Origin of the sequence: Mesorhizobium sp. YM1C-6-2 (assembly GCF_003666685.1) — a bacterium.
Classification (GTDB): Bacteria; Pseudomonadota; Alphaproteobacteria; order Rhizobiales; family Rhizobiaceae; genus Mesorhizobium_K.
Window position 1 is genome coordinate 1 of the sequence record NZ_RCIZ01000022.1, and the last position, 14,087, is coordinate 14,087.

The 14,087-nt window shown below is 62.8% G+C and carries 14 protein-coding genes; 7 read left to right on the forward strand and 7 right to left on the reverse strand.

Translation table 11 applies throughout. The annotated features are described in order from the left end of the window. From D8676_RS26225 to D8676_RS26250, 6 genes are all read left to right on the forward strand, one after another. Window positions 1-713: DUF1214 domain-containing protein (locus D8676_RS26225; RefSeq protein ID WP_147448273.1), on the forward strand; the 713-nt coding region annotated here is incomplete at its 5' end. Between the two features lie 117 nt (window positions 714-830). Further along, window positions 831-1,457, forward strand: coding sequence for a hypothetical protein (locus tag D8676_RS26230; RefSeq protein WP_245427192.1), 627 nt, complete (start codon window positions 831-833; stop codon window positions 1,455-1,457). Between the two features lie 16 nt (window positions 1,458-1,473). Continuing rightward, window positions 1,474-2,265 (forward strand): hypothetical protein, encoded by a 792-nt coding sequence (locus D8676_RS26235; protein WP_245427183.1) that lies wholly within the window; start codon window positions 1,474-1,476, stop codon window positions 2,263-2,265. A 97-nt stretch (window positions 2,266-2,362) separates the two neighbouring features. Next, window positions 2,363-2,779 (forward strand): hypothetical protein, encoded by a 417-nt coding sequence (locus tag D8676_RS26240; RefSeq protein ID WP_121584049.1) that lies wholly within the window; start codon window positions 2,363-2,365, stop codon window positions 2,777-2,779. 26 nt (window positions 2,780-2,805) lie between these two features. Continuing rightward, a complete protein-coding gene (locus D8676_RS26245; protein WP_121584074.1) occupies window positions 2,806-3,372 on the forward strand; it encodes an OmpA family protein in 567 nt (188 codons plus the stop codon). Window positions 3,373-3,461: 89 nt separating this feature from the next. Continuing rightward, window positions 3,462-3,785, forward strand: coding sequence for a hypothetical protein (locus tag D8676_RS26250; RefSeq protein ID WP_121584050.1), 324 nt, complete (start codon window positions 3,462-3,464; stop codon window positions 3,783-3,785). Window positions 3,786-3,845: 60 nt separating this feature from the next. Here the strand turns inward: D8676_RS26250 and D8676_RS26255 are convergent, their stop codons facing one another. Further along, window positions 3,846-4,046, reverse strand: coding sequence for a hypothetical protein (locus tag D8676_RS26255; RefSeq protein WP_147448274.1), 201 nt, complete (start codon window positions 4,044-4,046; stop codon window positions 3,846-3,848). On the opposite strand from D8676_RS26255, the gene D8676_RS26260 reads away from it, so the two are divergent. Continuing rightward, window positions 4,045-6,237, forward strand: a complete 2,193-nt coding sequence (locus D8676_RS26260; RefSeq protein WP_245427185.1) for a sensor histidine kinase — start codon at window positions 4,045-4,047, stop codon at window positions 6,235-6,237. The genes D8676_RS26255 and D8676_RS26260 overlap by 2 nt on opposite strands. Window positions 6,238-6,272: 35 nt before the next feature. Here D8676_RS26260 and D8676_RS26265 read toward each other — a convergent pair whose 3' ends face one another. From D8676_RS26265 to aspT (D8676_RS26290), 6 genes are all read right to left on the reverse strand, one after another. Further along, entirely contained in the window at window positions 6,273-6,740 is a 468-nt protein-coding gene (locus tag D8676_RS26265; protein ID WP_121584053.1) for a histidine kinase, read from the reverse strand. A gap of 29 nt (window positions 6,741-6,769) precedes the next feature. Continuing rightward, a complete protein-coding gene (gene ppk2 / locus D8676_RS26270) occupies window positions 6,770-7,654 on the reverse strand; it encodes a polyphosphate kinase 2 (protein WP_121584054.1) in 885 nt (294 codons plus the stop codon). A gap of 190 nt (window positions 7,655-7,844) precedes the next feature. After that, window positions 7,845-8,981 carry a porin gene (locus tag D8676_RS26275; RefSeq protein ID WP_183097262.1) on the reverse strand — a complete coding sequence of 379 codons (1,137 nt, stop codon included), beginning with the start codon at window positions 8,979-8,981 and terminating at the stop codon, window positions 7,845-7,847. Between the two features lie 38 nt (window positions 8,982-9,019). Further along, the gene (gene aspT / locus D8676_RS26280; RefSeq protein WP_121584056.1) at window positions 9,020-10,714 is read right to left on the reverse strand and encodes an aspartate-alanine antiporter; all 1,695 of its coding nucleotides are present in this window, start codon (window positions 10,712-10,714) and stop codon (window positions 9,020-9,022) included. A 6-nt stretch (window positions 10,715-10,720) separates the two neighbouring features. Continuing rightward, window positions 10,721-12,334 (reverse strand): bifunctional aspartate transaminase/aspartate 4-decarboxylase, encoded by a 1,614-nt coding sequence (locus tag D8676_RS26285; RefSeq protein WP_121584057.1) that lies wholly within the window; start codon window positions 12,332-12,334, stop codon window positions 10,721-10,723. 60 nt (window positions 12,335-12,394) lie between these two features. Beyond that, window positions 12,395-14,086, reverse strand: a complete 1,692-nt coding sequence (gene aspT, locus D8676_RS26290) for an aspartate-alanine antiporter (protein ID WP_121584058.1) — start codon at window positions 14,084-14,086, stop codon at window positions 12,395-12,397. Between the last annotated feature and the right edge of the window lies 1 nt (window position 14,087).

Genomic DNA, 14,087 nt, shown 5'->3' on the forward strand with positions numbered 1-14,087 from the left:
TCGAGTATTTCACCCTGCTCGCCGAACTGCTGAAGCGCAATCCTCCCTACGAAGCCGACGCGCCCATGCTGGAGAAGCTGGCCGAGATCGGCATCGTGCCCGGGCAGGATTTCGACAAGTCGAAGTTCGATCCCGCTTTCGCCAAGCGCCTTCCGCAGATCGGCTTCGCCAAGATCATGCTCCATTTCAAGTTCAGCGATGGAGACATCAAGGACATCGACGGCTGGGGCTTCACCACCAAGACCGGCATATACGGCACCAACTACACCCAGCGGGCGCTCATAACCGCGATAGGGCTCGGCGCCAACCGTCCGCAGGACGCGATCTATCCAACGTCGAAGAAGTCCGCCGGCGGGGTGATCAGGCGGGCCTACAACGGTTCGGAAAAATACGTCCTGACCTTCAAGAAAGACCTGACGCCGCCCGTCTCCGGCTTCTGGTCGCTGACCATGTATGACGAGAACTACTTCTTCGTCGACAACCCGCTGAACCGCTATTCGATCAGCGCGCGCCAGCCGCTGAAGGCCAATGAGGACGGTTCGATCGACCTCTTGATCCAGCATGAATCCCCCGGCGCCGACAAGGAATCCAACTGGCTTCCGGCTCCCGCCGGCAAGTTCATCCTGATGATGCGGCTCTATTGGCCGAACGAGAGCAACCCTTCGATCATCGACGGTTCATGGACGATCCCGCCGGTGAAGAAGGTCGGCTGAGCGCTGCAAGGACCCTGCCGTCGCGACGACACCTGTCTGTCGCGACGGCACCCGAGACCCCCAGATATCTTTATGAATAGAGAGGGATAGCCAATGCGACTGAAACACACCCTGTTCATGGCAATGCTGCTCGCGGGAGCCTGTTTTTCCGTCGGGCCGAGCCTTGCCCAGGACGCCATCTCCTCGCCGGCCGGCAAGCAGATCGGCGTCGCCAAGACGCAGATGGAGCCGTCGCTGATCGTGCTCAACTCCCGCGGCGCCAAGCTTGCCGACGGGCAGCTCGTGCTTTCCGGCGTCTCGACGAATTCGATCGTCTTCGCCGACCGGCCCGTCAGGGCCGCCGGCCACGTGCTGACCGCGCACCTCCTGGAGGAATGGGCGACCGGCGAGGACAGCTTCGCCAAGGATCCGCCGAACGCCACGGTTTCCGTTCTCGCCAAGGACGGCGGCTCGGTGGCCGATGCTGTCGTGACCCTGAGGTCCCCCAAGCTGGAGGGCGACACGCTGACCTTTGCCGTCGACGTTCTCGAAGGGAACCTCGACGGGGCGGACGGCCCGGCCTCGACCTTCATCGACATCATCGGCATGCCGCTGACGCCGCTGTCGTTTGCCGGCGCAGCCCGCCGCACGGCCTATCGCGGAGCCTGGTATGCAGGCGCGGCCGCCGGGGCGGCCGCAGCCGCGGCTCCGTACTACTACGGTCGCCCGCCGTGCGGCTATTACCCGGCTCCGCCCTGCTACTGATCGGATGAGAACGAGCATGAAGGAGCTTCCCATGAAGGGCATCGTCAAGGTCTGCGCCGTCTGGGCGGCTCTTTCGTCGACCCCTGCCGTCGCGGCGGATCTCGTTTCCGCCGCGGCGCCTGAACCTGTCGCCGCGCCCGGCTGGACCTATTCCGTCACCCCGTATTTCTGGGCGGCGGGGCTTTCGGGCGAGACGTCGCAGTTCGGCCTGCCGGTCATCGACATCGACGCGGACTTCAGCGACATCTTCGACAATCTCGATTTCGCCGCAATGCTCATCGGCGAGGCGCGCAACGGTCCCTACAGCCTGTTCGGCGACCTGATCTACACGAAGCTCTCGGCCGACAGCGCGACGCCCCGCGGCATACTGGCCACCAGCGTGGATGTCGAAACATCGACCTTCGCGGGGCTGGCCGGCGCAGGCTACTCCATCCTCGAAGGCCCCTCGGGCCGCCTGGACGTCGTCGGCGGCGTGCGCGTCTGGTCGGTCGACACGGATATATCCTTCAGCGGCGCATTCCTCGACGGCGAGAAACGAAGCGACGGCGCAACCTGGGTCGACGGCCTCGTCGGCGTGCGCGGCAACTACGCTTTCACGCCGAACTTCTACGTGACGGGCTGGGGCCTGGTCGGCGCCGGCCAGGCCGACATCGACTGGGACGTCATGGCCGGCGTCGGCTACCGCATCAACGACACGTTCTCCGCGACGCTCGGCTACCGCGCGCTCGGCGTCGACTACAGCAACGACGGCTTCCTGTTCGACGCCGTGCAGCAAGGCCCGATCGCCGGACTGACGATCCGTTTCTAGCCAAGACGAAATCCTGCGACCGAGCGAGCTTGCCGCAGGAAGACAATGCATAGGCTTTGCCGGTCGGATTGCGGACCGGAGACCACAGGAGGGACGAATGACGACTAGAATTGGCGCGGTTGGCGGAGCGTTTTTCATGCTGCTCGCCTGCACCGGCATCACCCAGGCACAGACCATCAGCTACGCCGACGCCATGTCCTTGCTTTCCAAGGATTGCGGCGCCGACGTCAAGAAGTTCTGCAAGGGCCTCAATCTGGGCAACAACGAGATCAGGAACTGCCTCGAAGGCCAGCCGGTGTCGTCCCAGTGCACCGCGACGCTCGCCTCCGTGACCGCATCGATAGAGCGCCGGCTCGCGGCCCAGGCCAGCGTTTTCAAGATCTGCGCCTCCAACGCGAACCAGCACTGCAAGGGCGTGGTCGGCGAGGTGCACATCCTTCAGTGCCTGATCAAGACCGAGCGGATCGACAGCGCCAAATGCACCCAGGCGATCACCGACGCCGGATGGCGCTGACCGAAACCCAGAAGGGAATAAAGACCATGCTACGTCGTCTATTGATCGCGCTTGTCCCGCTGGTCTGCCTCGGAATCCAACCCGCCGGTGCCCAGCAGATCACCGAGCACCAGCTGATCGGCAGCCTCGACAAGATGGCCGCCGCCGCTCCGATGGTCGATGTCGGGCTGCTGATCGAGGAAGCGAACAGCAATGCCGGCCGAGGTATTGCAGCGCTTCCCAACTGGAGCGTGCTGGCCGAACTGCCGCAATTCGCGGTCGACATCGAGTTCGAGAACAATTCGGTGGCGATCGAGCCACAGTCCTACCGGACCATCGGCGTCATCGCCGACGCGCTGCATCATCCCCTGCTGCGGAACTACAGGTTCCTGATCGTCGGCCACACCAACGCGACCGGCAAGCCGGAGCACAACCTCGAGCTCAGCCTGCAGCGCGCCAACGCGATCAAGGTCGCCCTGATGACGACCTTCTCCATCCCGGCAAATCAGCTCGAGGCGGTCGGCGCCGGGCAGGAATGGCCCCTGGACGGGACGAGCCCGAAGGATGCGAAGAACCGCCGCGTCCAGCTGATCAATCTGGGACCGGCCCGCTAGGCCACGGCACCCGCCGTCCTCGGGAGACAGGCGGCTCACGCCGGATGCCTGCCCCCGGACGACGCAATGAACATTCTTGTGGGAGTACCATGATGAAGCCCGCTTCGATCAAGTCCGGCCTGATGCTGTTGTCGCTGGCTCTCGCGGGATGCAGCACCGCGGGCAGCGGCACGAGCGCAAACGCGCCGCCCGCCGCCGGGACCGTGGTCGCCCAGGGCGATATGCCCGGCGTCTGCCAGAACGCGGCCGCTGCCAAATACAACGCGCCGCTCGAAAACATCAGCACCGAGGACCCGGTGACGCGGAGCTTCGGCCTGTTGATCCAGGGCTCGGTGGACACGGGCACGAACACGTTCGGGTTCGATTGCCGGTTCAGTTCCAGCGGCGCCTTCCTAGGGCTGATCACCCAATAGAGGCGGCGCCCGGAAGCGGCGGCGTTCCGGACAAGGTCCGCTCTGAAGGCTCACATTCAGCTATCGTCTTGGCTGTAGCCTCTCGATAGCGTGGGACGTCAGGAATGTTTCCGCATCTTCGGCATTGTCGAAGAAGAACACCTTGGGCCGCTGTTCCGGCAGGAAGAGGACTGCAACGTAAGGCAGGCCGTCGGCGGGGGGGTCGTACACGACATACTTGCCGACCGGTGGAGCCAGCTTGTCTTGTGTCGGTGTGCGCATGGGGCGACCGGCGTGCAATCCCAGCGATCTCTCAGCCTGGCCACTATCTCCCAGCTTGGCCATCAGACATTACATACCCGACGACCGTCGCCTGAAACTGTCCTCATGGACATTGGACCGAAGGTCCATTGCATCCCCGGACAGGAAGGCCAAAGCGGCCTCGTCCGTCGGCCGACAGTGGCCACCCGGAGAACCGCCTGGTTGTCCAGCGCTCGTTGTCGAAAGGGGCCGAGCCGAAGCTCCGCCTTGTCAATTGCCACGCTTAGCGGCAAATGTACTGCCGCGTGTCGTCGCTTGGAGCTTGATGGCCCCTTTGAGCACATTGGTGGCGAAATGGCTGGCCGGTCTTTGGCTAGCCGCGGCCATCCTTTTGTCATTGGTTGCGGCCTCTTCCGCTCAGCCCACTGCCGCCGCCCCCGCCGATCGGCCGAAGTTCATCCTGTTCCTCCAATCCTACGGCCCGAGCTTTCAACCCTTCGCCACTTGGAGCCAGGAGACACGCAGCGAATTGATCCGCCAGTCGCCCTGGCCGCTCACCTTTCAGGAACACTCGCTCGTAACCGCCGTCGCCGGCAACGACTCGGCCGAGGCGCAATTCGTCGCCTATCTCACCTCTCTCTACGCTCAGGCACCGCCGGACCTCATCGTGGCGTTCGGCGGGCCCGCCGCCCGTTTCGTGCAGAAATATCGGGCCGGCCTGTTTCCGACGGCTCCAATGCTGCTGGCGGCGGTGAATTCGCGCCGCGTCGACCCCTCGCTGCTCTCGCCCAGGGACGCGGTCGTCGGCACGCTCGTCGAACATGCCCGGCTCTTCGAGAACATCCTGCGTTTGCTGCCGGAGACCAAAACCATCGCAGTGATCGTCGGAAACTCTCCTCCCGAGCAATTCTGGATCAAGGAGCTGCGGCAGGAAGTCGAGCCGGTTCTGGGGGACAGGGTCGAACTGCGCTTCTACAACGAGCTGCCGTTCGCCGAGACGCTGCGGGAACTGGCGAACCTGCCGCCTCGCAGCGCGATCTTTTTCCAGCAGATGATGGTGGACGGCGCCGGCGCCGTTTATGGCGACAAGGAGCCGTTGAAAAGCATCGCCGACGTCGCCAATGCGCCGATCTTCACGTTCGACCAGTCGCTTTTTCGCGGAAGGGTGGTCGGCGGCCCGATGACGTCGCCGGTCGAGGGAGCCCGCTCGAGCGCCGCCGTCGCGGTCCGAATGCTGGGAGGAGAAAAACCGGACGGCATCCACGTTTCTCCGATCCCTTTTTCGGCGCCCAAATACGACTGGCGGGAACTCAAACGCTGGAACATCAGCGAGAGCCGCCTGCCGCCGGACAGCGAAGTGTTGTTTCGCGAGCCCACGCCCTGGCAAAGATATCCGCTGGAAATCTCCCTGGTCGCCGCGGCCGTCCTGCTGCAGGCCGGACTTATCGCGATCCTGCTGCGCGAACGCCATCGCCGCCATCTGGCGGAAGTGGAATCGCAGCAGCGGATGTCCGAACTGGCACGCGTCAACCGTTTCACGACGGCCGGGGAGCTCGGAGCCTCCATCGCACATGAGATAAACCAGCCGCTCGGCGCCATCCTCGCCAATGCCGAGGCCGCGCATATCATCCTGGAATCGCAAAGCCCGGACATCCCTGCCCTCAGGGAAATCGTCGGCGAGATCCTGCACAATGACGAACGCGCCAGCGAGGTCATCAAAAGGATGCGCAGCCTCCTGAAAAAGGCGCCCTTCGAGCTGAAAGACCTCGATCTCAACGACCTGGCGAGGGAAACCGTCGGCTTCGTCTCGACGATTGCCCGTGCGCGGGACATCGAGCTTGCCACCGACATCTCGGCCGACCCGCTGCCGGTCCTCGGCGACGGCGTCCAGCTGCAACAGGTCATCCTGAACCTTGTCGTGAACGCCATCGAAGCGACGAAGGATCTGTCCTACGAAAGGCGAGCCGTCAGTATCAGGACCTCACGTGACGCCAAATTCGCGGAGCTTTCTGTGTCGGACAGGGGGCCGGGCATCCCCGAGGACACGTTGAAGCGGATATTCGATCCGTTCTTCACCACCAAGCCGGAAGGGATGGGGATGGGCCTGTCCATCGCGCAGACGATCATCCAGGCTCACCACGGAAAAATAACCGCCAGGGATCGCGAAGACGGCGGCGCTTCGTTCACAATCAGGCTTCCTTTGGCGACCTAGGCGCAAGGCCGTTTCGGCGCTCCCGGCAAATGCCCCTACTTCGCTTCCGGCGCCCAGCTCAGGAAGAAACCGACGTCGCCGGGAATGCCTCCCGGGAACGTGACGATCATGGCCTTCAGCTTGAAGCCCTGGGGCTTGCCGAATTGGAGGAAGCGCTCATAGAATTGTCTGGCCTTGCCCTTCAGCGTGTCGGGCCACTTCGGATCGCTGCTGTTGATGGCGCGGCCGCTATCCGTGCAGAGATCCGACGGGAAGGTGTAGACGAGCGCCTCGAGCTTGCCGTCCTTCACCGCGTTCATGACAAGGCGGCGGACCCTGGCAATTTCGTCGTCGGTCACCTGTCCCTTCAGGAAGTCATCGGTGAAGGCCGTCAACTTTTGCTGCTCGGCGCTGCGCTGCGCCTCGCGCTTCTTCATCTCCGCCATCTGCTCGTCGACCAGCTTCTTGCGAAGCTGATCGGCGCTCGGCGGGGGTGCATTGGGATCGATTTTTTCTCCGGACATTCTGGGCTCCTTGTCGATCCAAAGTCGGTTCAAAACAAGTCCGTCACCACGCGCCGCGGCGTGGTGTCGTCGACGAAGTCGTCGGGGCGCTTCTGGCGTTTGCCCAGCTTGGGCTCCTCGAACGGGACGCGCTCATAGGGGATGGAATTCAGTATGTGCGAGATGCAGTTGATGCGCGCGCGTTTCTTGTCGTCGGACGGGACGATCCACCACGGGGCGAAATCCGTGTCCGTCGCGCGGATCATCTCATTGTATGCCTTCGAATAGTCCCACCAGCGCCGGTAGGATTCGACATCCATGGGGCTGAGCTTCCACTGCCGCACCGGATCGTCAATCCGCTGCCGGAAGCGCCGCTCCTGTTCCTCCTCGCTGACGTCGAGAAAATACTTCAGCAACGTCGTCCCGCTCTCGATGATCGCCGCCTCGAATCGTGGTGTGAGTTCCAGGAAACGCCGCGCCTTCGCCTCGCTGCAGAAGCCCATGACCCGCTCGACGCCCGGGCGCGTGTACCAGGACCGGTCGAAGATCACGATCTCGCCCGCCGCCGGCAGCTGAGCCACATAGCGCTGCATGTAGATCTGGGACTTCTCGCGATCGGTCGGTGCGGGCAATGCCACGACCCGGAAGATGCGCGGGCTCATCATCTCGGTGAGGCGCTTGATGACGCCGCCCTTCCCCGCAGCGTCGCGACCTTCGAAGATGATCACGATCCGCGCCCCTGATTTCTTCACCCATGACTGCAGGTTGGCCAGTTCGAGCTGGAGATCGCGCAGCTTCCTGGCATAGAGCTTGCCTGACTTTTCCTTCTTCGCTTGTTCCTTGGGCTGGTCGGGAGGAGTGTCCGGCGCGAGAGCGACGACGACCGCGCTTTCGTTTCTTTCCTTTCCCTTTTCCGCTTTGTTGTTCTTGCCCATGGCATCCTCCGAACAGTCTTTCGGCGCTCACGGCGTTTGCAGCCAGATGATGGCGGCCGAACCGCCTCCTCGCATTCGCGCGATTGTCGCGCGTGAGGTTCTGCGTTCAAGACTGGAGAGGGTAAGTTACGGTAGCGCCGGCCGGCCCGCCGGGCCTGTCGCCGTTGAAGGACAAGCCGTCCGGAACCGATCAGAACTTGAAAAGCGCGCCGCCGAACACGGCCTGTCCGTCCTCATATTCGTCGGCGTCGTCGTCGTAGCTGTAATTGCGCCAGAGCGCCCATAGCTGCAGGTTGTACGCGTCGATGTTCTGCACGGCGGCAAGTCCGATCGTATCGCTGTCGGAGCCGCCGGCGGCGATGTCGTTTCCGAAATAGTAGTCGATCGAAAATGCGGTCGCGCCGATCTCGAAGAACTCGCGCTGGTAGCCGAGCTTCACATATCCGTAGCGCCCTTCGATGCCGTCCGTGAACTCGTGGGCGGCGGCAAGCGTCAGGCTTATCCCGGTGGGCTTGTGAAGACCCGAAATCGATCCGGACAGCGTCTCGATGTCGGTCTCGGTGTTCCACGCGTAGCCGATTGCGGCATCAAGGTCGATCGCATCGAAATCGCCGGAATAGGTCGCGGCGACGTCATAGAGTGCTGAATTCTTGTCGGCGAGCGCGTCCTCGCCATAAGAGGTGCGCAGTCCGAAGCCATGGAATGTCGGCGTGTCGTAGCGCACGCGCAGCTTGCGGCCCAGTCCGTCGAAATTCGAGAAGGCGCTGCCGACCGTGATGTCGGACAGCGCGTTCGCCGAGTTGCGGAAGAAATAGCCGCCGGCCGTATCGGCGATGCTGGAATAGGCAATGACCGACGTGCCGGAATTATCCACCTCGGCGGTACCGTCGCTCGCCATGCTGCCCTGCCCCAGCCAGAGCTTTCCGAAGCGCTCGTTGGAGAAGACGATCTCGGCCTTCCTTATGTTGGTCGAGGGGAAATCCCAGTTCGGCTCGTCATTCAACTGGCTGACGACGTTCGATGCCAATGGCTGGTATTCGGCCTCCAGGGTGGATTCCATCTTCCATTCGTCACCAGTCATGAAGACCTGGAACCTCACCCGGGAGCTCGAATTGTCGTTGTCGACGAAATTCGTGAAGTCGTCGACGCCGTCGTCGTAGTGGAGGACGCCCATGTTGATCTGGCCGGAGACGCGGACGACCGTTCCATCGCCGAACGTGTATTCGATCGGCTCCAGTCCTTCGGCGAGCGCGGCGCCCGGCGACGCCATGGCGGCAAGAAACAGCAGCTTGGCGGCCAGTTGAAAGGATCCGGGTTGTCTTTTCATTGCTGCGTTCCTCTTCAAGCTCGCCGGCATGTCCCCGGCTAGGGCGTCCCCGCGCTGGCAATCACGATCACCGTTCCCCAAAGGGTGAGAAGTATGTTGGAGACGGGATAGGCAGGCGTATAGCCGAGCACCGCGACGGGGCTGCGCGACCGGGTCTGCACCGCGGCCATTGCGGCCGTCATGGTGAGCGCGCCCGCGACCCCGCCCAGCAGGAGCACCGGATTCATCTTCAGCACATAGCGGCCGAAATAGAGCCCGACGATCAACGGCGTCAGCGTGACGACGGCGCCGCCGAGCAGCAGGCCGAGCCCCACCTCCCGGAGCGCGGAGATGAAGATCGGCCCGGCATGAAGGCCGGTCATGGCGACGAAGGCCGCAAGCCCGAGCGAGGTCATCAGGGCGATCGCTCCATCGGGGATGCGGCCGAAGAGCGGGTGGCGCGTCCTCAGATGCCCGACGATCAAGCCGCCGATGAGGGCCCCGACACTGGTTCCAAGCGACACCGACAGGCTGCCGACGGGGATGTAGATGGTGGCGCCGGCAAGCCCGCCGAGAAAGATCGCGAGCCCAAGCACCACGAAGTCCGTCGAAGTGGTCGGCGCGATGATCGGACCGAGTTGCTCGGCGGCGCGGACCACGACGGCTTCGGGGCCGACAAGAGTGAGAACGTCGCCCCGCTCCAGGATCAGCTCCGGCCCGATCGGCAGCTCGACCTCGCCGCGCCTGATTGAGCGCAAATAGAGCCCACGCGCCCAGCTCTCGGTCGCTGCCTGCTCCAAGGTCCGGCCCGCCGCCTTTGTCAGCAGCACCTCGTTGACCCGAAAAGGCACGTCGAGCAGTTCGCGGTCCTCGAGCTCCTCCGCCCGGGCATCCAGAATCTCGACGATGGCTTCCCGGCGGCCGGTAACGGCGATGACATCGCCGCCGCGAAGCACGAGGTCGGGCGTCGCTTCGATGATGCAGCCATCGCGCCGCAGCCTGAGGATGAAGAAGCGATGGCTCGAGTTTGTCGCCTCTGCTTCCGCAACCGATTTCCCCGACACAGCCGCGTCAACGGGAAGCCGGTAGGCCCTGAATTCAAAGTGGCGGTACCCGGAAACGGCGCCATCCGCCGTTCGCTTTATGCCGAGTTGCTGCTCCAGTTGCTTGGCCTCGGTTTCCAGGTCGACGCCCAGGAGTTTCGGTCCCGCGGCGCTGCAGAACCAGATCGCCCCGACCGCGCCGAACAGGTAGCAGACCGCATCGGCGACAGCCACGTGGGCGATCAGCGTGGCGCGCTCGGCCTCCGGCAGGGGAAGCGCGCCGATCGCTTCGGTTGCGGTTCCCATCGCAGCACTTTGCGTCAAGGCTCCCGAAAGCATACCCGCGGCGAACCCCGCATCCAGGCCGATGAGCGACGCCATCACATAGGCCACCCCGAGGCCGGTGCCGGAGCAGACGAGCGCCAGCGCCACGGACTTCAGACCGTCCTTGCGGATCGTCTGCAGGAACTGGGGACCCACCGAATAGCCGATGCCGAAGAGGAAGAGCAGGAACAGGAAGGCCTTGGTCGTCGACGACACCGGAACTTCGGCGAACTGCCCGATGAGAATCCCGGCGAAAAGGGAGCCGGTCACCGGCCCAAATGAAAAGGTCCCGAACTTGAAGCCGCCAATGTAGTAGCCCCCCGCTATGGCAAGGTAGAGCGCAAGCTCCGGGTAACGGACCAGGAATTGCTCAAGCCAGACCAACATTCGCGGTCACTTCTTCGCCGACCTCGATGCTTCGTACACGTCCCTATAGCCGCGGGCGATGGATCGCACACCTCGTCCGATCGTTTCGTATGCCTCGTCCGGCAGGTTGGCCAACGAGACCCGCATCGACCACTCAGGTGCGTCGAATCCGCCACCGTTCAGCAAGACGATGCCATGGCTCTCGGCGAGTCGGAAGGCCAGGTCCAGCGGATGCACATTTTTCTTCAGATACTCGACAGCGGCGTCGCCGATGTTCTTGCGTGCCCAGAACTCGAAATCGATCAAGCCATAATAGGCGTCGTAATGTGGGTTGGGGGACAATTCGAGACCCAGGCCCTCGATCAAGTTCCAGAAGCGCTTGTGCACGATCTCCATGCATGCCTTCTGGTAGGCCTTTTCCTCGTCCATGAGTTCATAAAGCGAGAACATCGTCATCATCACCTGCTGAGGCAATGACAAGCCTGCGGTGTGGTTGAGGCCCACGTCGCGGCTGTCGGCGACGATGCGATCGATGAACTTCAGCTCGCGGGGTGTGAGCGTGATCGGGCCATAGCGCTTGTCCAGCGCCTTCAGGTCTTGTGCCGCCAACTTAGCGATCTTCTCCTGGAAGATGTTGTCCTCATGGATCGCGATGACGCCGAGGCGCCAGCCGGTGCAACCAAAATATTTGGAGAAGGAATAGACGCCGATCGTGTTGCGGGGGAGTTCGCCGAGGAGCGAGCGAAAATCGGTGACGAAAGTGCCGTAGACATCGTCGGTCAGCAGCATCAGGTCGGGGCGCTTTGTCTTCACCAGTTTGACGATCTTCGCGAGCGTTTCCCTGTCCATCCCCATGCCGGTGGGGTTGCCAGGGTTCACGATGAAGAACGCCTTGACCTTAGGATCCTCAAGTTTCTTGAGTTCGGCGTCCGAGTACTGGAACTTGTTCTCCTGTGGCGCGCTGACTTCGACGTATTTGAGGTCATAGTCCTCGAGGTGCGTGATCTCGAGATAGGGCGTGAAGATCGGCGTGCCGAGCGCAATGGTGTCTCCTGGGAGAAGCAACCGATTGGCCTTCAGAGACTTGAAGATGTAGCACATGGCCGCCGTGCCGCCCTCGACGGCGTACAGGTCGAACTTGCCGGACGGACGCGGCTCGCCACACATAGCCCACATCAGATATTCGTGCACGACACGCTCATTGTGGACGAGCATGCGGTCCGGGACGGGGTAGTTGTCACCGATGATCGAGTCGACCAACTCGTGCACGAAAGCGTCCCGGTCGAATGAAAACTTCCTGACAGCGAACTCCACCATCTTCGACAGCAGCGCCGCGCCAGGCATGTCCTCGTGCTTTGCCAGCCATGCGTCCAGCCGCGAAGCGATGCCGCTTGCCTGGGGCATCCCGCCGATCCCCGGCTGGAGTTCCATCACGCGCTTGCTTTCGGTAATCGCGAACTGGCCGAGCAGGAAGAATGTCTCGCGTGGTTCGGTGGCGATCCAGTTCGGATTGCCACGGCCGGCGTTCAGGAACGCCATCTGTGCCGTCTTGGAGGCCTCCTTGGCCAAAGTGATCAGTTCGTCCTTGATCTCGAAAGGGCTGAGCGTTTCGAACTTGCGAAGGGTCAACAGGTCAGCCATGGCGTGTTCCTTCCGTTTGAAAACATGAGCGAAGCTACCCGGGCATGTCGCCCCGAGCGGCTAGGCGAGCAAAATGATCAGAACCATGCCCCAGATCGTCAGCAGTGTGTTTCCGACTGCATAGGTCACCGTGTAGCCCAGCCCCGGGATCTGGCTCTTTGCGCGGTCGTTGACCATGCCGAGCGAGGCCGTGGTCGTGCGGGCACCGGAGACCGCCCCCAACACGATGGCGTCGTCGAAGCGGAACAGGTACTTGCCGACATACATCGCCAGGATGAGGGGCAACGTGGTCGCAAAGATGCCCCACAGGAACAGGCCAAAGCCCAGTTGCTGAAGCCCCGCCACGAACTTGGGACCGGACGAAAGCCCGACAATGGCGATGAACACGTTGAGACCGACGGAGTTCATGAACCAGACGGTGGGCGAGGGAATTCTGCCAAAGCTTGGATGGACCGACCGGAGCCATCCGAAGAAGAGGCCGGCGATCAGCGCGCCGCCTGATGTGGAGAGGGTCAGTGGGACGCCGCCCACATTGTAGACAATCGCACCCACCAGGGCGCCGATCGCAATCGCAGCACCGATGAACATGACATCTGCAACGTCGGTCACCTTGTCCGGATAACCGAGCATCTTGGTCGCTTGGCCGACGTCCTGGGTGCGCCCAACGAGGGTAAGGATGTCGCCGCGATGAACCTTCGTGGCGGGCAGGATTGGAATATCGGTCGCCGTCGCGCCCCTCGTGATCTTGCGCAGGAACACACCGCGCGCCCAGGGCAGTTGCGCAAGCTCCGCCAAGCTTCGTCCGTCGACATCCTTGCTGGTGACGTAGACATCGACGCCCTCGATGGGCACCGCAAGCAATTCGCGGTCATCAACCTCCTCCGCTTCGGCGCCGATCAGATTGACCAGGACGTCGCGCCGGCCGACAACGGCCACAACATCGCCTCCCTGGATGACCGTGTCCGACGTTGCATCCACGATCTTGTCGCCACGACGGAAACGCTCGACGAAGACCCGGTGCTCAGGTGCGAGGTGCTCGATTTCTGTCGCCGTCTTGCCAACGACACGCCCGTCCGGTCGAACCCGGTAGGCGCGCATCTCGAACTGGTGCCACGCGGTCCCTGGACCGCCTGCCTCTTTCTTTCCGCCGTGTTTTTCCTCATAGCGCTTGCAGGCGGCTTCGAGGTCGATGCGCAACAAAGCGGGCCCCAGTAGAGCGATGATGATGGCCGAACCCATCGTGCCGAAGATGTAGGTGACAGCGTAGGCCACGGGCATCGCGTCGAGCAGACGCTTGGTTTCTTCCGGCGGCAGGCCAAGGCGATTGATGGCGTCGGTCGCCAGACCCATCGAGGCGGAGATGGTCTGCGAGCCGGCATAGAGACCGGCCGCGGAACCCAGGTCGTAGCCTGCGAATCTCGCGGCAAGATAACCACCGAGCAGACAGAACACGCAGACCACCGCCGCGTACAGCGCCTGGGGAAGCCCGTCCTTGGCGATGCCGCGCACGAATTGCGGGCCTACCGCATAACCGATGGCGAACAGGAACATCAGGAAGAAGAACGGCTTCAGCGGGCCGGTGACCTCGATGCCGAGTTGGCCGATGATCACCGCAGCGATCAGCGTGGCCGTGACCGCGCCAAGGCCGAGACCCTTATAGGTGAAGGAGCCGAAGTAATACCCGAAGGCCAGCGAGAGAAAGATCGCGATCTCCGGATACTGGCGAAGCGTGTTCGCAAACCATTCAAACATG